Origin of the sequence: Aquimarina sp. BL5, from assembly GCF_003443675.1 — a bacterium.
In the GTDB taxonomy this organism is placed as follows: Bacteria; Bacteroidota; Bacteroidia; order Flavobacteriales; family Flavobacteriaceae; genus Aquimarina.
The window spans coordinates 543351-568079 of the sequence record NZ_CP031963.1; the positions used below are offsets into that span (position 1 = coordinate 543351).

26 protein-coding genes are annotated in these 24729 nt (G+C 31.0%); 16 read left to right on the plus strand and 10 right to left on the minus strand.

Features of this window, described 5'->3' with window-relative positions; all coding sequences use genetic code 11:
* The first annotated feature begins 144 nt into the window (after nt 1-144).
* The 5 genes from D1818_RS02485 to D1818_RS02505 all read left to right on the plus strand — a co-directional run bounded on the left by D1818_RS02485 (nt 145) and on the right by D1818_RS02505 (nt 7301).
* Nucleotides 145-1470 carry a serine hydrolase gene (locus D1818_RS02485; protein WP_118456071.1) on the plus strand — a complete coding sequence of 442 codons (1326 nt, stop codon included), beginning with the start codon at nt 145-147 and terminating at the stop codon, nt 1468-1470.
* Nucleotides 1471-1481: 11 nt separating this feature from the next.
* Nucleotides 1482-2345: an ABC transporter ATP-binding protein gene (locus tag D1818_RS02490; protein ID WP_118456073.1), complete on the plus strand. Its 864-nt coding sequence runs from the start codon at nt 1482-1484 to the stop codon at nt 2343-2345.
* Nucleotides 2346-2479: 134 nt separating this feature from the next.
* A complete protein-coding gene (locus D1818_RS02495; RefSeq protein WP_118463449.1) occupies nt 2480-4027 on the plus strand; it encodes a hypothetical protein in 1548 nt (515 codons plus the stop codon).
* A gap of 118 nt (nt 4028-4145) precedes the next feature.
* Nucleotides 4146-5072, plus strand: coding sequence for a LamG-like jellyroll fold domain-containing protein (locus tag D1818_RS02500; protein ID WP_118456075.1), 927 nt, complete (start codon nt 4146-4148; stop codon nt 5070-5072).
* A 36-nt stretch (nt 5073-5108) separates the two neighbouring features.
* Nucleotides 5109-7301 (plus strand): acylase, encoded by a 2193-nt coding sequence (locus D1818_RS02505; RefSeq protein ID WP_118456077.1) that lies wholly within the window; start codon nt 5109-5111, stop codon nt 7299-7301.
* 58 nt (nt 7302-7359) lie between these two features.
* On the opposite strand, the gene D1818_RS02510 is transcribed toward D1818_RS02505, so the two are convergent.
* From D1818_RS02510 to D1818_RS02520, 3 genes are read right to left on the minus strand one after another with little or no spacing between them, the layout of a single operon-like run.
* Complete coding sequence (locus tag D1818_RS02510) at nt 7360-7647, minus strand: peptide methionine sulfoxide reductase (protein WP_370449456.1); 288 nt, start codon at nt 7645-7647, stop codon at nt 7360-7362.
* Nucleotides 7616-9178, minus strand: a complete 1563-nt coding sequence (locus tag D1818_RS02515; RefSeq protein WP_118456079.1) for a YdiU family protein — start codon at nt 9176-9178, stop codon at nt 7616-7618. Before D1818_RS02515 ends, D1818_RS02510 begins: the two co-directional genes overlap by 32 nt.
* A 56-nt stretch (nt 9179-9234) precedes the next feature.
* On the minus strand, nt 9235-10284 hold the full coding sequence (locus D1818_RS02520; protein ID WP_118456082.1) for a DUF3667 domain-containing protein: 1050 nt from the start codon (nt 10282-10284) through the stop codon (nt 9235-9237).
* A 200-nt stretch (nt 10285-10484) separates the two neighbouring features.
* Between D1818_RS02520 and D1818_RS02525 the strand changes: the two genes are divergently transcribed.
* Nucleotides 10485-12047 (plus strand): M28 family peptidase, encoded by a 1563-nt coding sequence (locus tag D1818_RS02525; protein WP_118463455.1) that lies wholly within the window; start codon nt 10485-10487, stop codon nt 12045-12047.
* Nucleotides 12048-12144: 97 nt separating this feature from the next.
* Here the strand turns inward: D1818_RS02525 and D1818_RS02530 are convergent, their stop codons facing one another.
* The 3 genes from D1818_RS02530 to D1818_RS02540 are packed head-to-tail and all read right to left on the minus strand — an operon-like array spanning nt 12145 to nt 14006.
* A complete protein-coding gene (locus D1818_RS02530) occupies nt 12145-13038 on the minus strand; it encodes a DUF5777 family beta-barrel protein (protein WP_118456084.1) in 894 nt (297 codons plus the stop codon).
* The gene (locus D1818_RS02535) at nt 13028-13576 is read right to left on the minus strand and encodes a YceI family protein (protein WP_118456086.1); all 549 of its coding nucleotides are present in this window, start codon (nt 13574-13576) and stop codon (nt 13028-13030) included. The genes D1818_RS02530 and D1818_RS02535 overlap by 11 nt, the downstream gene beginning before the upstream one ends.
* Before the next feature lie 7 nt (nt 13577-13583).
* A complete protein-coding gene (locus D1818_RS02540) occupies nt 13584-14006 on the minus strand; it encodes a hypothetical protein (RefSeq protein WP_118456088.1) in 423 nt (140 codons plus the stop codon).
* Nucleotides 14007-14345: 339 nt separating this feature from the next.
* On the opposite strand from D1818_RS02540, the gene D1818_RS02545 reads away from it, so the two are divergent.
* The 7 genes from D1818_RS02545 (at nt 14346) to D1818_RS02575 (ending at nt 19432) form a co-directional block, all read left to right on the plus strand.
* Nucleotides 14346-15464: a LytTR family transcriptional regulator DNA-binding domain-containing protein gene (locus D1818_RS02545; protein WP_118456090.1), complete on the plus strand. Its 1119-nt coding sequence runs from the start codon at nt 14346-14348 to the stop codon at nt 15462-15464.
* A 357-nt stretch (nt 15465-15821) separates the two neighbouring features.
* Complete coding sequence (locus D1818_RS02550; protein WP_118456092.1) at nt 15822-16664, plus strand: hypothetical protein; 843 nt, start codon at nt 15822-15824, stop codon at nt 16662-16664.
* Between the two features lie 100 nt (nt 16665-16764).
* A complete protein-coding gene (locus D1818_RS02555) occupies nt 16765-17109 on the plus strand; it encodes a cytochrome c (protein ID WP_118456094.1) in 345 nt (114 codons plus the stop codon).
* A gap of 10 nt (nt 17110-17119) precedes the next feature.
* Nucleotides 17120-17551: a hypothetical protein gene (locus D1818_RS02560; RefSeq protein ID WP_118456096.1), complete on the plus strand. Its 432-nt coding sequence runs from the start codon at nt 17120-17122 to the stop codon at nt 17549-17551.
* A gap of 18 nt (nt 17552-17569) precedes the next feature.
* On the plus strand, nt 17570-18115 hold the full coding sequence (locus D1818_RS02565; protein WP_118456098.1) for a YceI family protein: 546 nt from the start codon (nt 17570-17572) through the stop codon (nt 18113-18115).
* Nucleotide 18116: 1 nt separating this feature from the next.
* Entirely contained in the window at nt 18117-19031 is a 915-nt protein-coding gene (locus tag D1818_RS02570; RefSeq protein ID WP_118456100.1) for a DUF5777 family beta-barrel protein, read from the plus strand.
* 53 nt (nt 19032-19084) lie between these two features.
* Nucleotides 19085-19432: a hypothetical protein gene (locus D1818_RS02575; RefSeq protein ID WP_118456102.1), complete on the plus strand. Its 348-nt coding sequence runs from the start codon at nt 19085-19087 to the stop codon at nt 19430-19432.
* Between the two features lie 329 nt (nt 19433-19761).
* On the opposite strand, the gene D1818_RS02580 is transcribed toward D1818_RS02575, so the two are convergent.
* The 4 genes from D1818_RS02580 to D1818_RS02595 all read right to left on the minus strand — a co-directional run bounded on the left by D1818_RS02580 (nt 19762) and on the right by D1818_RS02595 (nt 22119).
* Nucleotides 19762-20412 (minus strand): SCO family protein, encoded by a 651-nt coding sequence (locus tag D1818_RS02580; protein WP_199726306.1) that lies wholly within the window; start codon nt 20410-20412, stop codon nt 19762-19764.
* A gap of 1 nt (nt 20413) precedes the next feature.
* On the minus strand, nt 20414-21019 hold the full coding sequence (locus D1818_RS02585) for a toxin-antitoxin system YwqK family antitoxin (RefSeq protein WP_118456106.1): 606 nt from the start codon (nt 21017-21019) through the stop codon (nt 20414-20416).
* Nucleotides 21006-21752 (minus strand): YHYH protein, encoded by a 747-nt coding sequence (locus tag D1818_RS02590; RefSeq protein ID WP_233558638.1) that lies wholly within the window; start codon nt 21750-21752, stop codon nt 21006-21008. The genes D1818_RS02585 and D1818_RS02590 overlap by 14 nt, the downstream gene beginning before the upstream one ends.
* Nucleotides 21753-21813: 61 nt before the next feature.
* Nucleotides 21814-22119, minus strand: a complete 306-nt coding sequence (locus D1818_RS02595) for an EF-hand domain-containing protein (protein ID WP_199726307.1) — start codon at nt 22117-22119, stop codon at nt 21814-21816.
* 191 nt (nt 22120-22310) lie between these two features.
* On the opposite strand from D1818_RS02595, the gene D1818_RS02600 reads away from it, so the two are divergent.
* The 3 genes from D1818_RS02600 to D1818_RS02610 all read left to right on the plus strand — a co-directional run bounded on the left by D1818_RS02600 (nt 22311) and on the right by D1818_RS02610 (nt 24420).
* Nucleotides 22311-23330, plus strand: a complete 1020-nt coding sequence (locus D1818_RS02600) for a sensor histidine kinase (protein ID WP_118456110.1) — start codon at nt 22311-22313, stop codon at nt 23328-23330.
* Nucleotides 23323-23994 (plus strand): LytTR family DNA-binding domain-containing protein, encoded by a 672-nt coding sequence (locus D1818_RS02605; protein WP_118456112.1) that lies wholly within the window; start codon nt 23323-23325, stop codon nt 23992-23994. Before D1818_RS02600 ends, D1818_RS02605 begins: the two co-directional genes overlap by 8 nt.
* A 99-nt stretch (nt 23995-24093) precedes the next feature.
* Nucleotides 24094-24420 carry a hypothetical protein gene (locus D1818_RS02610; protein WP_118456114.1) on the plus strand — a complete coding sequence of 109 codons (327 nt, stop codon included), beginning with the start codon at nt 24094-24096 and terminating at the stop codon, nt 24418-24420.
* Nucleotides 24421-24729 lie beyond the last annotated feature (309 nt).

The window sequence follows — 24729 nt, forward strand, 5'->3', positions numbered from 1 at the left end:
TCTGTTATGGTCTATATGACCTCTTTTTCGTGTTAAGATGATTTTTATACTAATATCATCCCATCACTTCCTCTCATCATTCTTTTTTTATTCTAAACTAAAATTAAATGAGTTTTGATCTAACAAATTATAAAAAACAGATTTATGAAAACTACAAGACAATTAATAGTACTATTAGTATTCATCCTTATAAAGTATATGGGATATGGACAAACAAATGATTTAAATATTATTTCTAAAAAATATAATTCCGTATTAAAAGAACAAAACAAAGGAGTAGCAATTTTAATCAAAAAAAATAACGAAGTAAGAACAATCCGTCTTGGTAATTTTAATCTAACAGAGCGCAGTGTTTTTAATATTGGTAGTGCCACAAAAACTTTTACCGCGATACTAATATTGCAGGAAGTAGAAAAAGGAAACTTAAGGCTAACTGACAGCATTGGTGCATATTTAACACCAATACAAAATGTAAATGGTTCCTTAACTATAGAATCTTTACTAACACACGAAAGCGGTTTAGATGAAGTAATAGGAAGAAACATTCTAGATATTTTCTATGCAAAAAATGATTCATTGTACAATACTGCTTTATTAAAACAAGTAGAGAAATCTAACCCTAAGATGGTTGGTAAATTCGACTATTGTAATACCAATTATTTTCTTTTAGGGAAAATTATTGAAAAAATCACTGATCAAAGTTATTTTGATTTGTTGCGAGAACGCATTCTTTCACCTTTAGAAATGAAAAACACGCATCCTTATGTGCATAGAAATATTCCAAATTTAGCAACACCTTATCATGAGGAAAAAGATGTGACTGATTATTTAGACTACCGTTATTTTGCAAATATTGCATATGCAGCTGGTAGTATGGCTTCTACACTAACAGATATGGAAATATTCTATCGATCCTTATTCGAAACAGAACAATTGCTTAAAAAAGAAACAGTAAAAATGATGATGGAATCTGGAAATCAATATTATGGTTATGGTTTATTTAAATCCAACCAAGAAGGAGTGAATTATTACGGACACGGTGGAAACAATATTGGCTATGCATTCAGGAACCAATATAATCCAATGACTAAAGATTTGTACTTGATCTTTTCGAACACAAAATCAATCCCATCAAAAAAATCTATTAGTACAGACCTAATAGCATATATGAATAATAAACCTATAGAAAGTTTTAAGAGTATTGATCTAAACAATTTCAAAAAATATACCGGAACTTATTTACTTAAAGAAGCTAATCTAACATTAGAGATTGTTCTTGAGAATGATAAGATGTATTTAGTTTCAGAAGCTCAAGGGGTTAAAAGTGAACTTATTCAAAAGGATGACAAATCACTCTATGATACTACGGTTGGAGTTGTATTAACACAAATAGAAGATGATACTAGTAGTTTATCATTTAGCCAAAATGGTTTTGTTACAACAATTAGCAAAAAAACATTAAGTAAATAAAATCGATACCTATGATACTCGAAATTCAAAACATATCAAAAAAATACAATAGAAATAAATACGGACTAAAAGATTTCTCCATAACTATAGAAAAAGGGATATTGGGGCTTTTAGGACCTAATGGAGCTGGAAAGTCTACACTTCTTAAAATGATAGCAACTGTAAGTAAACCAACACAGGGTGTCATTATTTTAAACAAAAACAACATTGTAAAAGATGCTAATTATATGCGAAAACAATTAGGTTTTCTTCCTCAAGATTTTGGAGTATATCCTAACCTTAATGCGTTTGAGTTTTTAGAATATATAGCAGCGATGAAAGGTATTGGAGGATCCAATCTCAAATCAAAAATTGAGCAGTTGCTAGATGGACTTAATCTATTAGATGCTGCAAAAAAGCCTATAGGAAGTTATTCTGGAGGAATGAAACAACGGGTAGGAATTGCACAAGCACTTCTTAATGATCCCAAAATTGTAATTTTCGATGAACCAACGGTTGGGCTTGACCCAGAAGAACGAGTTCGTTTTAGAAATCTTATTTCGGATTTAGCGCAGGATTGTATCGTGATTTTGTCCTCTCATATTGTATCAGATATTGATACAATTGCAGATCAAATCGCCGTAATGAAAAATGGCTCTTTGCTTTCATATGGGGATCAAGAAAAGTTGATAGCGCACGTAGATCAAAAGGTTTTTAGCACTATCATAGATAAAGAACAACTTACAAATTTAAAAAATAATCAAATAGTGGTGAGTACTTCCCGAAAAGAAGGAATGCTAAACGTTAGATACATTTCGGAGATTCCAAAGGAACATTCTATCCCTGAGCAAGCAAATCTAGAAGATGCATATTTATACTTAACTAAAACAAATTAAAACCATGAAAAATTCAATAAATAAAAAAGCAATGACAGGAATATCTATTGTTTTTATAATGATTCTAATCACTGCTCTGATTTTCTTAAACAATATACATATCGGAGTCTATAATGCTCACTAATACATTTATTATGAAATCATTTTTATCAACCATAAAGTTCGATTATCTACAACGTACCAGAACCTACAGTTTTCTAATAACCTTGTGTATTAGTTTAGCAGTAGCGTATACATTTGTACCAGAACCCAATGCCTCATACTCAACCATAAGAATTTCTGATTATGTTGGATATTACAATTCGGCTTGGTTTGGTTATGTAACTGCAATTATGACGAGTGTGTTTTTATCATTGGTTGGTTTTTATCTTGTTAATAGTAGCATTAAAACTGATCAAATAACCAAAATTGGACAAATAACTGCCGCTACGCCTGCATCTAACTTTAGATATTTATTATCGAAGGTATTCAGTAACTTTTTAGTATTATCCACCATTGTGTTTATTGTTTTTATAATGAGCATATTACTTTTCTTTTTATATAACGAAGGGTTTCCTTTTGAACTATCTCAATTTATAGTTCCATATGTATTGATCCCTATTCCAGCTATGTTTTTTATCGCTGTATTGGCAGTAGTTTTCGAAGTTCTTTTTAAAAAATATTCAGTCATTCAAAATATAGGTTTCTTTTTTTTATTTTCTGCAACCGTATTTTCTACTTCTCCAAATGAAACGCAATTTGTATTAGATCCTTTTGGAACCAAAATAGTAATGCATCAAATGGAAGAAAGCGTTAAAAGTATTTTACAAGCGGATGAGCAGACTAGCTTATCAATAGGGTATGTTTTAGGAAATGTTCAGAAACCAAAGAAATTCGAATTCAATGGAATATCTTTTCCTTCATCTTTTTTAATAAGTAGAATAGCCTTGATCTTACTATCAACTATACTTATTCTCATGATATCTCCATTTTTTCATCGATTTAACATAAAAGACAGACCTAAAATCATAAGTAAGCTTCCTAAACTATTAGACAAAAAAGAACGTAAAGAAATCGTTCTGTCAAAGTTATATAAATCTGAAATTGATTATGGAATATTTTCTCTGATAAAAACTGAATTAGTGTTACTTTTTCGAAAAGGAAAAAGATGGTTATGGATTATCAATCTTATAGGAATGGTTTTGCTCGCAATTACTCCCGTAGAAATTACATATCCAATAATTCTACCTATACTATGGTTTTTACAAGTACATAGACTTTCAGAAATATCCTCGAAAGAGATATCTCATAATGTTCATTATTTTGCATTTAGTTCGCATAAGCCATTAGGTCGTTTATTAACTTCACAGATAATTGCTGGAATAGCCATCATATTGTTTTTAGCCTCTCCTCTATTAATTAGATTCATAATTACGCAGAGCCTTTCATCGGTTGGTTTAATTATTATAGGTTCTGTTTTTATTGTTTTGTTAGCATCTACATTAGGGATCCTTACTAAAGGAAAGAAACTATTCGAAATACTATTTTTTATGATCACATATGCAAACATTAATAAAATACCATTTGCAGATTATTTCGGTGGACTTATCCATAGTCCAAATTATATAATGTCATTAATAATAGTAACTATAACTTTAGGAACAATCGGTTTCTTAACCAGAAGGTATCAGTTGAGGAACTAAAATTCCTGAATGTATTTTCATAAAATTTATTTAAACTTTCCTATCTATTAACGACCTCACTATTTGGTGGGGTATATTTTTATATATTTATAACCAATAAACACACATCTATTATCTCATGAAATCTGCACAATCTTCTCTTTACTACAGTATTGTTTTTACCTTAGCATTATCTTTTATTGCAGCATCCTGTGGAAAAGACAAAAACAAAAAAGATAAAACTCAAATCGATGTAGTTAAAAAGGATACTACAAAAACTACATTAAAAAAAGCGCTTACATTTTATGCTTCTTTTGATAAAGGTGTTCAAGCCGACTTTGCATTGGGAGATCCACAATTATATACGGTTCCTTCTCGTAAAGTTCGAGATTCTGCTCAGGTAGGCTTACATAAAAAAGATGTTAGTATCGCTGAAGGTCAAGGATTAAAAGGAGATGCCCTACTGTATAGCGCTAGTAGTAAAGGTTATATCTACTATGCTAGTAAAGATAATATTGCTTATAATAACAATGACTGGAATGGTGCCGTGTCTTTTTGGTTAAACCTAGATCCAGCTACAGATCTAAAACCAGGATATTGTGATCCAATCCAAATTACGGATGTTAGTTATAATGATGCATCCATATGGGTTGATTTTACAAAAGAAAACCCTAGAGATTTCAGACTTGGAGTTATTGGAGATAAAACTGCTTGGAAAAAAGATACCACCATATCTGATAATGATGACCCCGTTTTTAAGAATCAATTAATTCCAGTTTCTAAACCACCATTTGCCAAGGGTACCTGGACGCACATCTTTATTAATTTTGAAAACCTAAATACAGAAACAGGCAAAGCTTCTTTCTATATAAACGGTGAACTAAAAGGAAAAAGAGAAAACATTACGGATCCTTTTACCTGGGAATTAGATAAATCAAATATTTATTTAGGATTAGGATATATAGGGTTAATGGATGAACTTTCTATTTATAACAGACATCTTACTCAAAAAGAAATCACCACATTATATACATTAGAAAACGGAGTTCATACACTCCTAAAATAATTACTTACCCTTTCTTCCGATTATAAAATAAGCTCTATGATACGATTTAAAGTCATAATTTTTGGTATTACCACTTTCCTCCTATTTTCTTGTAAAACAGAAACAAAAGTAGAAATTACTAAAGAAGAAAAACGATGGCAAGAACATTCACTAAATACTACCATCATTAGAGATGATTTTGGTGTACCTCATATCTACGGAAAAACAGATGCGGACGCTGTTTTTGGCTTACTATACGCTCAATGCGAAGATGATTTCAATCGTGTAGAACAAAATTATATTTGGGCAATCGGTCGTTTAGCCGAGGTGGAAGGAGAAAAGGCTATTTATAGTGATTTAAGAGCAAAGCTTTTTATGACAGAAAAAGAAGCCATAGTTAATTATGAAAGTAGTCCAGAATGGCTTAAGGAATTATGTATTGCTTTTGCTGACGGGATCAATTATTATTTAGAGACACATCCAGAAGTAAAACCTCGATTACTTACACATTTTGAACCATGGATGCCTATGTATTTTAGTGAAGGTTCCATTGGTGGAGATATAGAGCGCGTTTCTACTCGTAAAATCAAAGCGATGTATGAAGGCGATATGGAAATGCCAATCGCCGAAGAACTTTCACTTCAAAAAGAAAAAGAAATGCTAGAACCACAAGGCTCTAACGGAATAGCAATTTCCGGATCGCTCACCCAATCAGGAAATACTATGCTATTGATCAATCCACATACTTCATTTTATTTTAGAGGAGAAGTACACGTAGTAAGTGAAGAAGGTTTAAATGCTTATGGTGCTGTAACTTGGGGACAGTTTTTTGTCTATCAAGGTTTTAATGAGAAGACGGGTTGGATGCACACCTCTACTTATACAGACGTTATTGATGAATTTATAGAAACAACAGTAAAGAAAGAAGGGAAACCAATGTACAAATATGGTGATGAATTACGCCCTGTAACAAGGTACGATGTTACATTGAAATATAAAGAAGGGGATTCTTTGAAAGAAAAAACATTTCCTGCATATAGAACGCATCACGGTCCTATCACACATCTTAAAGAAGGAAAATGGGCAGCAACTGCACTAATGTGGGAACCTGTAAAAGCATTAGAACAATCATATATCCGTACAAAACAGAATGGATATAAAGGATTTCGTACTATGATGGATATAAAGACTAATTCATCTAATAATACTGTTTATGCGGATGCCGAAGGAAATATTGCATACTTTCATGGTAATTTTATTCCCGTTAGGGATCCATCATTTGATTACACTAAAGCTGTTGATGGTAGTAATCCTAAAACCGACTGGAATGGCTTACATCCAGTTGATGAAGCGATAACACTCTTAAATCCGAAAAATGGCTGGTTACAAAATTGTAACTCTACGCCATATACTGCTGCATTAGAATTTAGTCCTAAAAAAGAAGAGTACCCTCGCTATATGTCAATAGACCGAGAAAATTTCAGAGGTGTTCATGCTATTGAATTACTAAAAGACAAAAAGGATTATACGATAGATAGTCTAATAACATTAGCGTACGATCCATATCTACCTGCATTTGCAAAATTAATTCCTGGATTGATAGAAGCCTATGATAAAATAGATAAAACCAAAGAATTAGGAAGTAGTATCGAAATCTTACGAAATTGGGATTATAAAACATCAAAAGAATCCAAAGCAATGACGTTAGCTCATTTTTATGGAACGAATTATGCTAGAAAAGGAAAAAGACCCGAAGAACGTATCAGTGATATGGAACTTCTCACCTATTTCGGTACTAAATCACCCTTAGAAGAAAGACTTGCGATGTTTAAGAAAACGATAGAACAGTTAGAAGCTGATTTTGGAGGAATTCTTCCTTGGGGAGAAGTCAATCGTTTTCAGCGTATTAATGGTGACATTAAACAACCTTTTGATGATTCTAAACCAAGTACAGCTGTTGGATTTGCTTCAGGACGTTGGGGAGCACTTGCTGCATATGGCCAACGTTATAAGAATAATACCAAAAAAATCTATGGAACCAGAGGAAATAGTTTTGTTGCTGTTGTAGAATTTGGAGATAAAGTTAAAGCGAAAACCAGTTTAGCCGGAGGACAAAGTGGTAATCCAGATTCACTGCATTTTGATGATCAAATACAAACATATGTAGATGTACAATTTAAAGAAGCTGCTTTTTATAAAGATGATGTCTTAAAACGTGCTAAAAAAACATACCATCCTGGAGAAAAATAACATAAACTAAAAATCGAACTAAGGTATTTTAAACATCTTTAAATCAATTAAAAACATACTATAATAATTGTATATTTTTCAAGAAGTCTATAACTTTTTGTTCAGGCATTTCGCAAGGTTTTAATAATTCAGAATTGGAGGTGATATAATAGTTTAAACTAATAAAATCATTTCCTTGAAGTTCTTTGCCATATATCTTAAAAGACTTTCCATTATTAAAAATCTCTTTAGTAATACTATATTTTATGTTTTTGTACATTCCTTCAGAATACCCTTCCGGAATTCTTTTTATGTGCTCTAACAACATAGCGATACTAGGAACTACAGGATAACATAGAACAACCAATCTTGTTTCTAGCCCAATCCGGACGTTTTACAAACCATTTGTCATATTCTGGTTGTTCATCATATGGTTTTTTAAGCATTTGGTATAACACATTGATTAGATTATAATCACCTTTATCAGCGTCATCAATCGCCAACTGAGCCATATAATTCCGAAGAACGTATTTAGGGTTTATGGTATTCATTTTCTTTTTACGTTCATCATCTTCTAATACCTCGTCTTCTAATCTGGTATCATATTTTAAAAACCAAGCATTCCAACGCCTTTTTAAATCATCCGTTAAATCATTGTGATTGTACAATGCATCATAGACAATTTCAATTCCTTGAACAGAGTTACCTTTTTTATGGTTAGCCAAGTTTCTAAAAAAGATAGTCATATCTGTTTCTACAAGTTGAAGTAATTCTTGTAGTTCATTTACATATAGATCATCTTTTTCATGATTAGTAAAAATCCCGATTTTGGCTAGCATCATATCAATATACTCTAGTTTATATGCTTCTTGATATTGATTTAATACATTTTCTATCGGATCTATGTCTTCAATTAAAGGATACAACGCATTAGCTAATTGGTAAAGATTCCAAAGCACGAGTTCTGGTTGTGTTCCAAATTTATAGCGTTTAAATTGTCTATCTGTGGTATTAGGAGTCCATCCTAGGTCATAATCTTCTAACCATCCATATGGTCCATAATCGATGGTTAATCCTAAAATAGACATATTGTCTGTATTCATAACGCCATGAACAAAGCCAACTCGTTGCCAATCAATAACCATTCTCAGGCTTCTTTTACTAACTTCTGATAGCAGTTTAACATATGCATCCTTACCACTCTCCTTTATTTCTGGATAAAAGTACTTTATGGTATAATCAGCAAGAAGTTTTAAATTTTTATGATCTCCGTGCGCTGCTAGAATTTCAAAATTTCCAAACCGGACAAATGAAGGTGCTACACGACATACAATAGCTCCTTTTTCGTAAGCAGCATTACCATTATACAATATATCTCTTAATACTTGATCTCCAGTAATAGCAAGAGACAAAGCTCGTGTTGTTGGGACACCTAGATGATACATTGCTTCGCTACATAAATACTCGCGAATAGAAGATCGTAAAACGGCTAAACCATCAGCATTACGAGAATATGGGGTTTCGCCAGCTCCCTTTAACTGAATAGCCCAACGTTTAGAATTATGTATGACTTCGGTAAGATTGATAGCACGACCGTCTCCTAATTGTCCTGCCCAGTTTCCAAATTGATGTCCACCATAGTGCATAGCATAAGGCTTTGTATCCTCTATAACCTTATTACCTGTCATTATCTGTAAAAACTCTTCTGATTGTACATCTTCTTCAGAGAATCCTAATGATTTCCTCATCTCTTCCGAAACATGTAATATTTCTGGATTTCTTGTTTTCTTAGGAGTAACATATGAAAAACAAGCATTTCTAACCTGTCTTCTGGAATTTTCCAGTACTGGATCCGAAGGTAATTCTTCAGAAAAAGTATTATTTATATTTAATTTCATCATTAACTTATTTTAGTAATACTTCTTGTTTCCTCCAGAAACTTTAATGATTCTTTTTAATATAAGAATATTGAAACAAAAATAACACCAATAAAAGCAAATGGTACTATTACTATCATATATACATAAGCAACAAGAAGTCCCCTAAAAAATGCTCCTATCCAACTACTCTTATAAAAATTTCTAAAAGCAATGATTAGATAAATAATAAACGATAAGAAGAATAAAACTTGCAGCCAAATAGGTATTCCGACAATTGAATTCATTAAAATCAGAAAACAGAGCGAGGTAAAAACAAATGTAAAAAAGTAAAAACTAAATACCATATGATGTGCAAAAGTTGCTCTTTTCCAATAAAATATTTTTAGTATGAAAGCAAATAATGGTAACATCAAAAACATCGTAATAGGAATGGTGTCATATAATGTTTTCAAAATTCCACCGCCTTTTTGCTCATAAAACTTAAGTATTTGAGCAACAAATGTTTTAGCTATTATTCCATCGTCTTCATCCACTCCCATAACTTTTAATTTCTCTTCTTGAGGAGCACCTACTTCGATTAAAGAATCGAGTTCCTTTCGTTTAAAACTAAATGAATTCTCTGAGGATCTTTGTTCCGCAGATAACACAGAATCAAAAACTTTAAGATCTTTTTCTGCTATTTTAGCAAGACCTACATTCTTTGTTAATGCATTTTTAGCAATTTCCAAACCAATGGAATCTTTCTTTATTTCTTCGGGATCTAAAGAGTTTTCTTTGCTAAATTCTTTTTTAATTGTCTTGTTTAGATTGTCATCTGCTTTTCTCACAGTAAACGAAAAAGCAAAAAAGAATACAACAGAGATAAAAAGATAAAACTGCGCTGGATGCAAATAAGAAAGCCGTTTTCCATCAACAAAAAGTCTCGCCAAAATACCCGGTTTTGTCATCAAAGGAATAAAACTCTTAAAAAAACGAGCATCCACAGCAAAATAATTACCTATGGTGTTACTAAACAACACTCCAAAAGTTAGCTTATCAGCAGTTTCTTGTCCACAATAAGGACAATAGTCGAAGGATTCATCAAAAGATTGTTCGCAATTTTTACATTGGTAAGTAGTAGACATTTTTAATCATTTGTTTAAATGTACAGAACGAAATTACAAATATAATTTGATCTATTTATGCTAGCTTCTATCCTTATATATTATAATTAAAAGTACTCTAAAATATTCGATCACGCCTATTTTTGTAGTCCCTTAACAAAATGGTATGGAAATTCTTGTATTTTTGGGAAAATCAAAAAATAACATTCACACATCTTTTTATGAAAAAATTATTTTCTGTGTTAGTGGCAACAGCACTTATTGCGGCTTGTGGTACCACTAATACAACAACAAAATCAGCAGAAACAAAAAAGGTAACTAATGATCCAGTAACCTATGCTAATACAATTACTTCCGAAGATTTAAAAACTGCACTATACACATATGCATCCGATGAATTCCAAGGAAGAGAAACGGGTAAGCCAGGACAAAAATTAGCCATTAACTTTCTGAAAGAACATTATATGAAATATGGTGTTCCTGCGGCAAAAAGCGATGGTGATTATTTTCAGGAAGTACCACTTGATATTTTGGGGACCCCTGATGTAAAACTTGGTGTTAATGATAAACTTTTTACCTACAAAGAAGATTTCATCTCTCTTTCATCAGGAAAAACGGATAATTTTTCTTTAGATGAAATCGTTTATGCGGGATTTGGAATAGATGACGAAAAATTTTCAAGTTATGGAGATGTAAATGTAAAAGATAAAGTAGTTCTTATCAAATCAGGTGAACCAAAAAACGCTGATGGCATATATACTATTACAGGCACTTCAGAAGGATCAAAATGGTCTAATATGAGACAACAATTTGCAGCAAAACGAATTGCTGCTAAAGAAAAAGGTGCTAAGGCAATATTATTCTATTTCCCAGAAGTGTATCAGATGGTCGTAGCACAATTTGGCAATGCGTCTGGTAGAATGACGCTTTCAGATAATTCTGAAGAAGCTTACTTCTTCCTAATTAATACTAGTTTGGCTAAAGCTTTGTTAAGTGATATCGAGACAAACGATATATCCAATACTATAAAAACTAAAATGACTTTGGATTACAAAAATATTTCTGAAAAAGTAACTTCAGAAAATGTAGCTGCATTTATCAAAGGATCCGAGAAACCGGATGAAATTATAGTAATATCTGCTCATTTAGATCACGAAGGAGTTAAAGATGGCAAAGTGTATAATGGCGCCGATGATGATGGATCTGGTACTGTTGCCGTGGTAGAAATTGCAGAAGCTTTCGCAAAAGCAGTAAAAGATGGTAATGGACCAAAAAGATCTATTTTATTCCTTAATGTTACTGGAGAGGAAAAAGGTCTCTTGGGGTCTCGCTATTATACTGATATCGATCCTATTTTTCCATTAGAAAACACAGTAGCAGATTTAAACATTGATATGATAGGTCGAATAGACCCAAAACGTAAAAGCGAGAATAGAAACTATGTATATTTAATAGGTAGTGATAAGTTAAGTACTGAACTTCATAACATTTCTGAAGAAGTAAATACTAAATACGCCAATGTAGAATTAGATTACACCTACAATGATGAAAATGATCCTAATCGTTTTTATTACCGATCGGATCATTATAATTTTGCAAAAAATAATATCCCTGTTATATTTTATTTTAATGGTACCCACGATGATTATCATCAACCAAGTGACACTCCTGATAAAATAGAATATGATTTACTAGAAAATAGAACTAGGTTAGTGTTCTATACAGCTTGGGAATTGGCAAATCGTGAGAATAGAATTGTCGCAGATAAAGCTGAAAAGAAATAGTACTTAAATATATATTTTACAAAAAAGAGGTCTGATTTTTAATCAGACCTCTTTCTATTTTCTATTAACATTATCGTTCTAATAAATATCTTTTGTGTTACAATTTTTTCTGATTAAAATGTAATACATACGTAGCATTAAAGCCAAAAACGAAATTTCCGTCACTAAGATTGAAATTATTAGGTGTTTGTGTTATAAATGCATCTTCCACCATATTTCTAGCATTGGTCATCTGAAATTGAAGCATTAAATCACTCATTTCCCAATTAACCCCTAAAACAAAAGCATCATACGTATCAATTGATTTCAAAGGGTTCGCTAAATAATAATATTCAGAAACTATGGATATGTGACCTCCTACCTTATACCTTGCTCCTATTCCTAATGCAAAATGATTATTCGGATCTTCATCTAAAGAAGAGCTTCTATGAATATATGTAGGTGATAGTTGTAATGAAAACTGAGAGGTGAATTTACGTGCTATTAAAACCTGACTAGTAAATGCTGTACGATCTATAAAATCATCCGATAGCCCTATACCTCCATCGTTACTCCTGTAAGAAGCATTTTGGAAAAGCGTAATACTTAGAGGAGAACCTTTACCATTTTTTATCTGTCGGACGAGATTATACTTTAAAAATCCATCAAAGACCCCTTCTAAAGTTGTACCTCCTACTCCAAAAGTTAATCTGTTAGACAGACCGTATTCTAAAGCTATTCTGGCTGTCCATTTATCAGCAACAAAGCTCTGACTGGGACGGTTAGGTATGTTCCAAAATAGATTCATAGCCTTTACTTCTAAAACCCCTTTTCTTCGATTTTCTACGGAGTGTCCTAATGAAATGCGAGTCCCTTTGAATGTAGCTATTTCGTACTCTTTCTTATTAGGATATTCTTTTTCTAGTTTATCCAATAAGTCTTGAGCATTCATGGAAAAACTACATCCAATTAGCATAAGTATAAACAAAAGAAAAAATGTGTTATTCTTCATAAGGTTGATATTCAAATCTGAATTTAATTGATATATTTTTAGCTATATTAGGTGCTAGGATTGGTGGAATTTTAATTTCAAAATCTTTAACGACAACTTCAAAATCACCTGTCACTAAATAAGTTCCGTCGATATTTTCAATAGTTGTTTTAATTTCAACTTCTTTAGTAATATCTCGAATCGTAAGTGTTCCCTTTACCATTTTGGTTTGAATCCCTTCGGCTAAAGGTTCAAAATCAATAATATTACCTTGAAAAGTAGCTTTAGGATATAAATCAGATTCGATATAACTTTCATTAAAATGTTCATGCATTAGTGATTTTTTAAACACAAATGCATTCATTAACATACTTATAGCTATCTCATTTTTCGAAAAATCAATAATACTTAAAACCTGATTATTCTTGGCCTCTATATTTTCTACAGAAGTATAGGAAAAGAAAGATACCTGTCCCTGACGTGTAATAACTTGATCTGACCTATTATCTGAGTCTATAAAATTGATCAAAATAGATAGTAGAATAATAATTCTATTCATTGGTTTGTTAGTTAATCAGCATACAATTTAGTAATATAGCATCTTTAAGAAATCCTTTACAAACTCCTTTAAGCATAATCTTCTGGCCTTTTTTAAGTTTTCTTATACCAACCGTTTGATCGGATTGCATATCACATAACACACCAGAATATTTATTATCACCATACAATATTACTGTATTTCGGTTATTTAAAAAAGAAACTTCTTTTACTATACCTTCTACTGCTATTATTTTACCTTTATAAATAGAATTTGCATCTTTTTCATTCTGAATAAATGATGCTGTAAGATGTTTAGAACTCGTTTTTATTTCTGTAGATACCTTATCGATATCGATATGTGAATAATTATAAAATTCTAAATAGATATAAAGACCTCCTAACAATAGTAAGGTTATTAGAGAAAAAGTTATTTTGTTTTTTTTACTCATTTGTTATAAAAGCAAAACTAGTATTAATTATGAATATTATTTTGATTTTATGAAATATAATCTTGACAATGACGTAAATCTATAAGGTATATATGCTTTCATGTTTTATTTTTTTTAAATTAGGATTACAGACAAATTAACAATCATTAATATATTCTATTCCTAAAAACCTGCTTGAAGACGAAAAATAGTGTTTGAAAAGGAAAATGAATAATTAAAATGATCTGTAATTATTTCAATGTTTAAAACAATAGGACAAAAAATATAGTATTTTCGTTTCAGAAAAAATCAACAAGTATATTAAGTTTTAAATTATTAAAAACGATAGGTACATAGTCAATGAGAAAAGACAAATTATATTTCTTAACTTTTATTTCTATATCTGTAATTTTTTTAATCATCGCTTCTTTTGGAGTAAAGTACTTTATTAAAGTAAGTGCGAATCAATTAATAGAAATACAATTAGAATCTAGTAAACGAGAAGCTAACGAAATATCCAAATTAGCTCAGCATTGGACAATAGAAGATATTGATAAATTGAAAATAGTCAATAGTATTCAAAAAGCTATCGAAAACACTCAAAATGAAGCTTCTTTTATTTGCCTGTTTGATTGGTCTGGAAAACAAGTATGTCACCCAGATATCACAAAAGTAGGCTTAAAAGTAAATTCGGACCAATCGCTAATAAAATCACTAAATGAGGAAGATAGTTCTGATAAATTATATGATTTACTCATAAATCAAAGAAAGCAAAATGATAGTATTGCTAATGCCGAAATCGTATCTGAAATTGTTTATATATCGCCGGTAAAAGGCTCTGATCTAATTGTAGCAGCACAAGTAAACCTAAGCAAAATATCAGTACAGATAAGAAAACTAAAAACTAGCTTTTACACCATTTTTGCTCTAATGGGCGGATTGATTATTCTATCTTCTTTTTTTGCAGTTCGAATTATAGGGAGTTATTACGAAAAGCAATTGGAACAAAAAAATACTAGTTTAGAAAGTGAATTACTTAATCTATCTAAATTAAATACCGATCTTATCGCTTATCAACAAAAGGTAGTAGAAAACACAGAAGAAGAATTATTGGAGCCTACAATGGAATCCTCTGTAGATTCCAGTAAGAAAAGAATTCTAACCTACATAAGGAATGAATTGATTCCTGTTTCTATAAATGATATATCTTATATATATACAGAAAACACGATAACATATATAGTATGTTTTGATGGAAAAAGATCTACTAGTAATGACAGTTTAGATGATATATTAATGAATCTGGATACATCGCTATTTTTTAGAGCTAATCGCCAGTTTATAATAAGCATTACAGCGATAGCTAAAATTATCAAATATGGAAACAGCCAACTTAAAATTTTGATCAAAGATGCGGATGTTGAAATAATTATAAGTAAAAATAAAGCCGCAGAATTTAGACAATGGCTTAATATTTAGTTAGAAAATTGTTCTTTGCATACCATATTCTTATGTAAGTTTATAAATATGCGTTAACACGCTTTATCCTTTCTTTTCAACAACTATTTTGACAGTTCTTGGTTATTTTTTAGTTGTTATTTAGGTAGACATCATGTGAACATCCTTTATCAAAATACATGTAAAAACCTATATTACAGGTGTTTATGTTTTTATTATTTCTTCACTTCTTGTATAATTATAAAATCAAAAAACACTTTAGAACTTCAAAGCTTTTTTTTCCTTTTTAAGGCTTCTTTTTCCTTCTCACATACATTAATTTGATTTTACCTCCTTCATTGATTGTTATTTGTAGCATAAATCATAAATAATTTAAAAATGAAAAAATCAATTTTCTTATTACTCACTTCAATATCATTATTAACAAGTTGTAGTAGTGATGACTCAGACGAACAAATTATCATCGTACCCGAGGCTAATAATGTAAAACTAGCTGATAACACTATACACGGAAAAATTCTTACGGATTCTGAAGGCATGTCGCTTTATTTCTTTTCGAGAGATACTAAGGAACAATCAGAATGCTCAGGTAATTGTAAAACTGCTTGGCCTATATTTTATACAGCTGACTTAACCTTAGATGATGGTTTAGATGCTAATGATTTTGGTGTAATTACTAGAACTGACGGAGAAAAACAAAATACATATAAAGGATGGCCATTATATTATTTTGCTAATGATAATGCAGCAGGCGATACTAACGGCGATAAAATTGGCAATAACTGGTACATTGCTAAACCAGATTATTCCTTAATGTATGCAGAAGCTCAATTAGTGGGTAGAGATGGTGATGGAAATGATCAAAATTTCACTAGTGATTATACTCCTGGAGATGAACTTACCTTTTATATGACAAGTAGTAAAGGAAGAACCATATACAGCTTTAGCCGAGATACAAAAGACAAAAACAGCTTCACTGCAGAAGATTTTTCTAACAATGCAGCATGGCCAGTTTTTCATATAGATATAGATAGATTACCTAGTATTCTTGATGCTAGTGATTTTGGAACCATCGATGTTTTTGGTACACCACAATTAACCTATAAAGGAAGACCTTTATACTATTTTGGACAAGATGTAGAAAGAGGAGATAATTATGGAATCAATGTTCCTAATCCAGGTATTTGGCCAATTGTTAATACCGATACTACAGAACTTTAGAAGATTAAAACTTGGTTTATTTATAAGTAGTTAGTTAGTTGATCATAAGAGGAAGATAAGAATTTCTTTCTTCCTCTTATACTTAAAATTCTTTTCAAAAATGAACATTCTCTCAAAAATTAAAAACACACTGATAATCGTACTCAGTATCACTCTTTTCTCTTGCGAGACTAACGTAGAAGAAGATTCTGATATAATAATAGAATCTTGTGACACCACTATTTCCTTTGCAGCTAGCATTAAACCAATTATCGATAGTAACTGTATAAGCTGTCATGGGGGAAGCCAATTTCCTGATTTAAGAACTTATGATGGCATTAATAATAATGCGGATAGAGTAAGAACTCAAGTTGTTAACAGAACAATGCCACAAGGCGGTTCATTAAGCAATGAGGAAATAGAATTGATTCGCTGTTGGATAGAAAGTGGTGCATTAAACAATTAAATCAAATCCAATGAAGAAACAAATAAACAAAAGAATTCTTATTGCTGGAGGAGTAATTATTCTATTAGCCAGTGTTTTTATCTACTTCAATGTATATAATAAACCTCATATAGATGTATCAGCAGCTACACCGGATTTATCAATGGAAGCAGGTGTTTTATTAAGTGAGTTCCTAAATAACGAAACAGAAGCAAACTCAAAATACTTAGAACAAATAATTGAAGTTAACGGAACAATCGCTGAAATTGATACAGATAAAAACGGTAATGCTATTATCTCTTTGAGAAAAAGTGATGACATCGAAAGTGTAATCTGTCACGTATTACCTAAGGAAAACAAAAAAGCAAATAACCTAAAAATAGGTCAAAAAATCAATATTAAAGGTATCTGTACTGGATATTTAATGGACGTGATATTGGTAAAATGTGTAATCATTAATTAACAATCTAATTATAAAGAAATGAAATTATTAAATATATTATTATTCAGCTTATTATGCTCTGCCGTTTCATTCGGACAGGGTAAATTTCTTACAAAAAAAGGGTATACATCATTTTTTTCTAGCACGCCTATAGAAGATATAAAAGCAGACAATAACCAGGTGTTGAGTATTATAGATTCATCAACTGGAACAATCGCTATCTCGATACTTATGAAATCTTTTATGTTCGAAAAATCATTAATGCAGGAGCATTTTAATGAGAACTATGTGGAATCTGATGAATATCCAAAAGCAATTTTCAAGGGTCAGATAATAGACTTTAGTGATGCAAATGAAAACGAACCAACGGTAACAATTGTAGGCGATATTACTATTCACGGGATTACTAAAAAAATAGAAGCAAAAGGCAAAATCAATAAAACAGAAGAAAGCATAAAGCTAACCGGAGATTTTCCAATAAAAGTTGCTGATTTTGGAATTAAAATACCTTCAATAGTTTCAAATAATATAGCAAAAACGATAAAAGTGACATTCGAATTAGATCATAAACCATATAAAAAGTAACATGAAAAAAAAGTTAATTGTTTTTATGATATGGGTGATTGGTTCTCAAACATTTGCCCAAGATCTACTGGATATTTTAGAAGAAGAGACTCCTCAAACCAAAAACTACACTACCTCTACTTTTAAAGGAACCCGAATATTAAACGGCCATTCAATCGAGAATCGAAAAAAAAGAACCTTAGAGTTTGTGATATCTCATCGTTTTGGCAGAGTTAATTTGGGAGCTGATGAATTATATGGATTAGATCAATCTAATATTCGTTTTGCGTTTGAGTATGGATTAACTGATGATATTATGTTAGGTGTTGGTAGAAGTAGTTTTGATAAAACATATGATGGATTTATTAAGTACAAGTTCTTAAAACAAAGTTCTGGTAAAAACTCTTTTCCCTTTACTGCCTCTCTTTTTACCAGTATTGCATATAGAACGCTAAAGGATTTTGATCCTAACAATGAACCAAGTTTTAGTCAAAAGTTATCCTATGTTACTCAAGTACTAATGGCAAGAAAATTCAGTTCAGGGTTTTCATTACAAATCACTCCAACCTACATTCATAGGAATTCTGTGAAAATCAACGAAGACCCACACGGCATATTTGCAGTTGGTGTTGGTAGTAGAGTAAAATTAACAAAGAGAGTTTCAATAAATGGAGAATACTTTTATACAGTAAACCCCTTAGAATCAATTGATGCATCAAATTCATTAGCCTTTGGAGTAGATATAGAAACTGGAGGACACATCTTCCAGATAATACTTTCAAATTCTATAACTATGATAGAAAAAAGTTTCATCACCGAATCCACGGATGACTTTTTTGAAGGTGATATACATCTAGGTTTTAATATTTCAAGAGCTTTCCAAATGGGAAATAAGAAAAAGAAAAAACTGAAAGCAATGAAAGAAGCCGGCCTGTAAATAAGCTAGGTTACTATCAAAATAATTATTAAACAAATTATACAACTAATAAAATGTTTAGAAGAAATTTTAAAGTTAAAGGAGAAGATGTTGATGATTTTATGGTAATGCAAGACAATGCATATCAAAACTATACATCATCAATACTTAGTGCTTATTTATTTGAAAAAGGATATGCTAAGCAAAAGAGAAAAACAATCAACTTTGATTTACAAGAATTCTTAGAAACAAAAAAAATCAGAAAACATTTAATGTTCATGCAAGATTTTTTTATAAATCTAGAGTTATTATCATTTGATGAACAACAACAAAAACTGATTGTTAAAAATAGTTTTTTTAATGCTAGTAATGAATTATGTGTGACGGCAAAAACCAGTATATCTTGGTTTGAACACACATAATAAAGACGAATCATCCTTAAGAAATGTTTTAGGTAGATAGATCGATTATTTAATTAAAACTACTTGATAGAAAAATCAGTGGGGTGAAATTGCTATGGAGAAGAGTTTATTTTTAGGTAATTGATTTTAAGAAGGGCTGAGTTCTTATGAACTCAGCCTTTTGATTTTAAGAAGATTTCATCTTTTCCGTCCTAATCAATTCGCCGATTAATTACAGTTTGTTTTAAAAATAAATCTCTGTAATTAATAATAACTATAAAGATTTGTCATAAACATAAAAGAAACTAAACCTTCTACTTCACAGTTTTAAGGTAATAAACTTTTAAAAATCATTTTTCAGATTTTAATGTATTGACATCAATAATTAATTGTGCAATTGAAGCTCTATTGAGTCCATTGTATATTCCACGAATATGTTTGTTTTTATCAATTAATAAAAAATTCTCTGTATGTAGAAAATCATCTTCATCCTTTTCTACACCTAGATCTTCTTCTACGAAATAATGATTTCTTCCTAAATCATAAATCTGCTTTCTATCACCAGTAACTAAATGCCATTTATTATCGATAATCTTCTTCTCTTTAGCATACTTTTGTAATACAGGAATAGAATCATATTCGGGAGTTACGGAATGAGATAATAATAATATTGTAGAATCTTCTTTAAATTCTTTCTGAAGCTTAGACATATTTGCGGTCATTTTTGGACAAATGCCTGGACACGTAGTAAAAAAGAAATCTGTCACATATATCTTATTGTCAAAAGTTCTATTTGTAATTGTATCTCCTAATTGATTTACCAAAGTAAAATCTGGTATCACATGAAATTCTTTTTCTTCTTGACTACCAGGCGTTAACCAATGCGGAGTAAATGTAGCTTCATTAAAATAAGGTAATGATTCTACTCTACTTGTCTTTTTTGCTTTAGAATCTTTACAACCACTGACACTAATCGAAAAGCCTATAAATAAATATATCATTTTATTGATATTGCACAACTTCTTTTTCCAGTTCATAACATAAATTTGAGCGTCTAAGACCAAAAATACGACCATTTTTAGCTTCATAATTGACGTATATTTTACCATTCTCTAACCAAGCTTTTTGCATACCTTCTTCTTTCCCGTGATTCAAATGAGTCCGTTTAGATAACTGTCCGGTCGGATACCATTTTTGCTGTATACCATGCTTTTCTCCATCTAGATAATTTGATTTTGAAGCTAAAGAGCCATTGCTCCACCAGATTTGTACAACTCCATCAAGACGATTGCTTTTATAAAAACATTGCTTGTGTAGTGTTCCATCAGGAAACCACTTTTGAGTAATTCCTTGTTTTTTCCCTTTATAATAACCAACCTTTTCCTCTAAAGCATTATTTGGATGATAACTAACTGCATATCCAGAAAAAGGTTGTTCATTATAATACCATTTCCCTTCATTTGAATTAAGAACTAATTTTTTCTTAAGTACCAGTTTATCATCAATGCTTGTAACATTTTCAGTGTGTATGTTTATACTTTCTGAAGCATTTTTACAACTGATCAAACAAAGGAAAATGGTGATATAGACTATTTTAATTAATTGCATTTGGAGTTCCATTATATGGTCCAGCAAAAACAATATAACTACCTGTGGTAGAATATAGTTCATTGATAATATGATAATGATATTCAGCCTCATCTGCATGCTGAGTTGTGCTTGTATGACCTCCAGAGGTATCTAAATCTGTTGGATATGTTCCCGTAGAATTACACTTTCTACCATAAATAAAGAAACCATCTGCAATGATTCCTATAAGATCCTCATCATCATCCGACCAAGCTCTTGGCTCTAAATGATAATGATATTCTGCAGGCCCAATATGTCCTCCTGAATAATCTAAAGATGCTGCAGCTTGATCTAAAGCTCCATTACCTTCTTGGTCATTAAAAAGTGCAGCTCCGCTTATCGCAATCCCAATAGATCCAAGAGATGTAGCTGTTGTATTATTCGCCAATTGTGGATCTGTAGAAACCCTTAAAGTAGCAGATCCATCAAAATTCGGAATCAAACTTGGTGTTGCTGCAACATTAGGTTCCTCTATATATAGCGCATTGCCTTCTCCCCAATAAGAACTAGTATGATTCGGTCTTCCTGTAGTTTCTATAACCACATTGGATCCTTCTAGATAAATATCAGTTTCGTCTGTATCAAACTCAGCAAAGGCTGCATGAAGTTCGACAACTGTTCCATCATCATCTGTAGTATTTATATTGTTATCATCGCTACTACAAGCTATAAAAGTGATAACGACTATAAATAATCCAAATATTGTAGCCATTATTCCATTTTTTTTTAGGTTAAGATTCATTATTTCTTAGATTTAGTTAATTAATAGTATTCTATTGTTCTCTCTTTGGAGGACCTTTTCTTTCTGGTTTAGGAGCTTTCTCTAACTCTTCTTTTGTAATAAACCCATCTTCATCAGTGTCGATTTTAGAAAAATCTCTTTTTAATGGTCCTTTTACTTCTTCTTTAGATAATTTTCCATCTTCATCAGCATCCATAATCTTAAATACTTCTTCTATACTTGGAGGTTTTTGCCTTCTTTGTTTTTCATCTTTAGATTGAGCATTGGATGTACAAGACACCATAAAAATTACCAATCCTATTACCATTCCTAAATTAATTTTGTTTCTTCTCAACATATCTATACATATTTATTATTTCTTATATAGACTATTAAATTAAACAAAAGTAGTGGAGCAATTACCTGTTTTCAGTCAATATCACTATCTTTTCAGTGGTTGATAGCTTATAACATACAGACAGCATTTATATCAAGGTTTTATACCCAGTTTTACAAAATCACTGACTTTATTTTTCCTTAATTTGTAATATGAGTAGATCAAAAAGATTCTTTTTTCAAATACTTTTATGGTTAACAGTTTGGATAATTCTATCATTCGGTCAAGTCGACAATCATAGATTGTTTATTGAAAATTTGTTAGTGTTTGGCTTTCAGGTTTTTCTTATCGCTGGTCTTATATTTTATCTTTCAGAGAAATTTTTGTTTAAGAAAAAGTATGTACTTTTTTTAGTGATTTCTATTTCGGCTATAGGAATATGCACATTCATTTCTTCTAATCTATTCTCCCCTCCAAGAATGCCTCCTATCGAAGAATTAAGACGTTTACCAAGAAGACCTCCATCTAAGTTTTTAATTACATTATTGTTCTTAACCATTTCGTATGTAATTGCTACATTTATTGAAACTTTTTTATTTGCTCAGAAAAAAGAAGAAGAAACTATCCGAAGTAAAAATGAGAACCTTCAGACAGAACTTAAGCTTCTTAAATCGCAGATCAATCCGCATTTCTTATTTAATTCTCTCAATAATATTTATGCGCTTTCAGTAATGGATTCGGATAAAACACAACAGAGTATTAGTTACTTATCTAATATGCTGCGATATGTGTTATATGAATGTGAACGACAACTAGTACCACTCGAAAAAGAGATTACTTATATCGAAAACTATATCAAGTTGTTTTCTTTAAAAAGCAGTAAGCCATATCCAATACAAACAGACTTTAATGTTTCTGATAATAATTTAATGATAGCTCCAATGCTATTTATTCCTTTTATTGAAAATGCTTTTAAACATAGTAATATTGAGAAGCCTAATGGTTCCTTTATAGATATTAGAATCAATGTTAGTACTCAGAGCATTGTGTTTAAAATTGAGAATAGTATTCCAAAAGAAAAGGTCCAGAAAGATAAGGTTGGTGGAATTGGACTAGAAAATGTTAAAAAAAGATTGAGTATATTATATCCTGAAATTCATCAATTAGAAATTGATGAATCCGAAGAGAAATTTAAGGTTATGTTGAACATAAAATTTATTGATAATGCTTAAATGCCTCATAATAGATGATGAAGAATTAGCGAGAGCTCTTCTAAAAACTTATATAAATAAGTTAGATTACATTGATATAGTTGGTTCGTTTGAAAACCCAATTGACGCTATGGAATCTTTTAAAGATGAATCAATAGATGTGGTTTTCTTAGATATTCAAATGCCAGAATTAAAAGGAACTGATTTTGCGAAAATAATCCCTTCATCTACTCAAATAATTTTTACAACTGCCTATTCAGAATATGCACTAGAAGGTTTTGAGTTAAATGCATTAGATTACTTACTAAAACCTATCACTTTTGATCGTTTTTTAGTTGCCATAAATAAGATTAAAAAAAATATCACATTCACAGATATCGAAGAGACTATTACGATAAAATCAGGGTATGATTTACACAAAATTAAGTATAGTGATATTCTTTATATCGAAAGTGATAGTGAATATGTTGTTTTCAATACAATCAATAAAAAAATAATGAGCTATCAAACCTTAAAATCTCTTAATGAAACATTACCAAATAGTTCATTTATGAGAGTGCATCGTTCATTCATAGTCAACAAGCATAAAGTCACAGCATTAAAAGGAAAAGATCTTTTCTTATCAGAAACCAAAATACCTGTAAGCTCTAGCTATTATGAACTAGTTAAAGAGCAATTGTTTTAAACCAAAACACAAGGGTTTTACCCTTTTAATAATCAGTCATTTAACCCTTTTATTTTAAATTGGAAAAATATAGATTGTGCCTATAAAAATAAAATAATAATGGCACAATCATCCTTTCAAGTTCAGACATATTCGTATTATAACTGGTCTTCCAGAAATACGGGAAAAACAAATTTAATTTTAAGAGGTTCTGGTGGGCAAACCTGCTCGGTTAGGTTTATAGAAGATCCAAATGCAGTTCTGCCAGATGCAACTCAATCTGGTTCTTATTATAGTTTCTATTATCATCACAATCAATTACAGCATTTAATAGATATGTTACGAAATGAAAGCCCTATTTATGTCTATTTTAATAATGACAACGGATTTAATAACTCTAGAATATCTACGGCTAGTGAACCCGTAGGTGAAGGTGAATTGAATTAATAAAAAAAGGTGGTAACCTCTTGTGCATTTAGATTTTGTATCAGAAAAGCTATTCTCGATACAATTTTTCTTCATTTCATTACAAAAAATCACTCGAACTGACGCTTTGCTCCTAACTGTTTTTTTTAAATGCGCAACGGGTCGTAATAATATAAACCTGAAAATTCTATCCACTTTCTAACATACGTAACTTAATTACATCAAAAACAGTATATTAAAAATATCCCCTGTGTTTATTATAAGTAAAAAGTTAATTCGTTTTCAAAAGGGAAGTTCGAGATTTAATTCTGTACTCAATTACAGTATTGG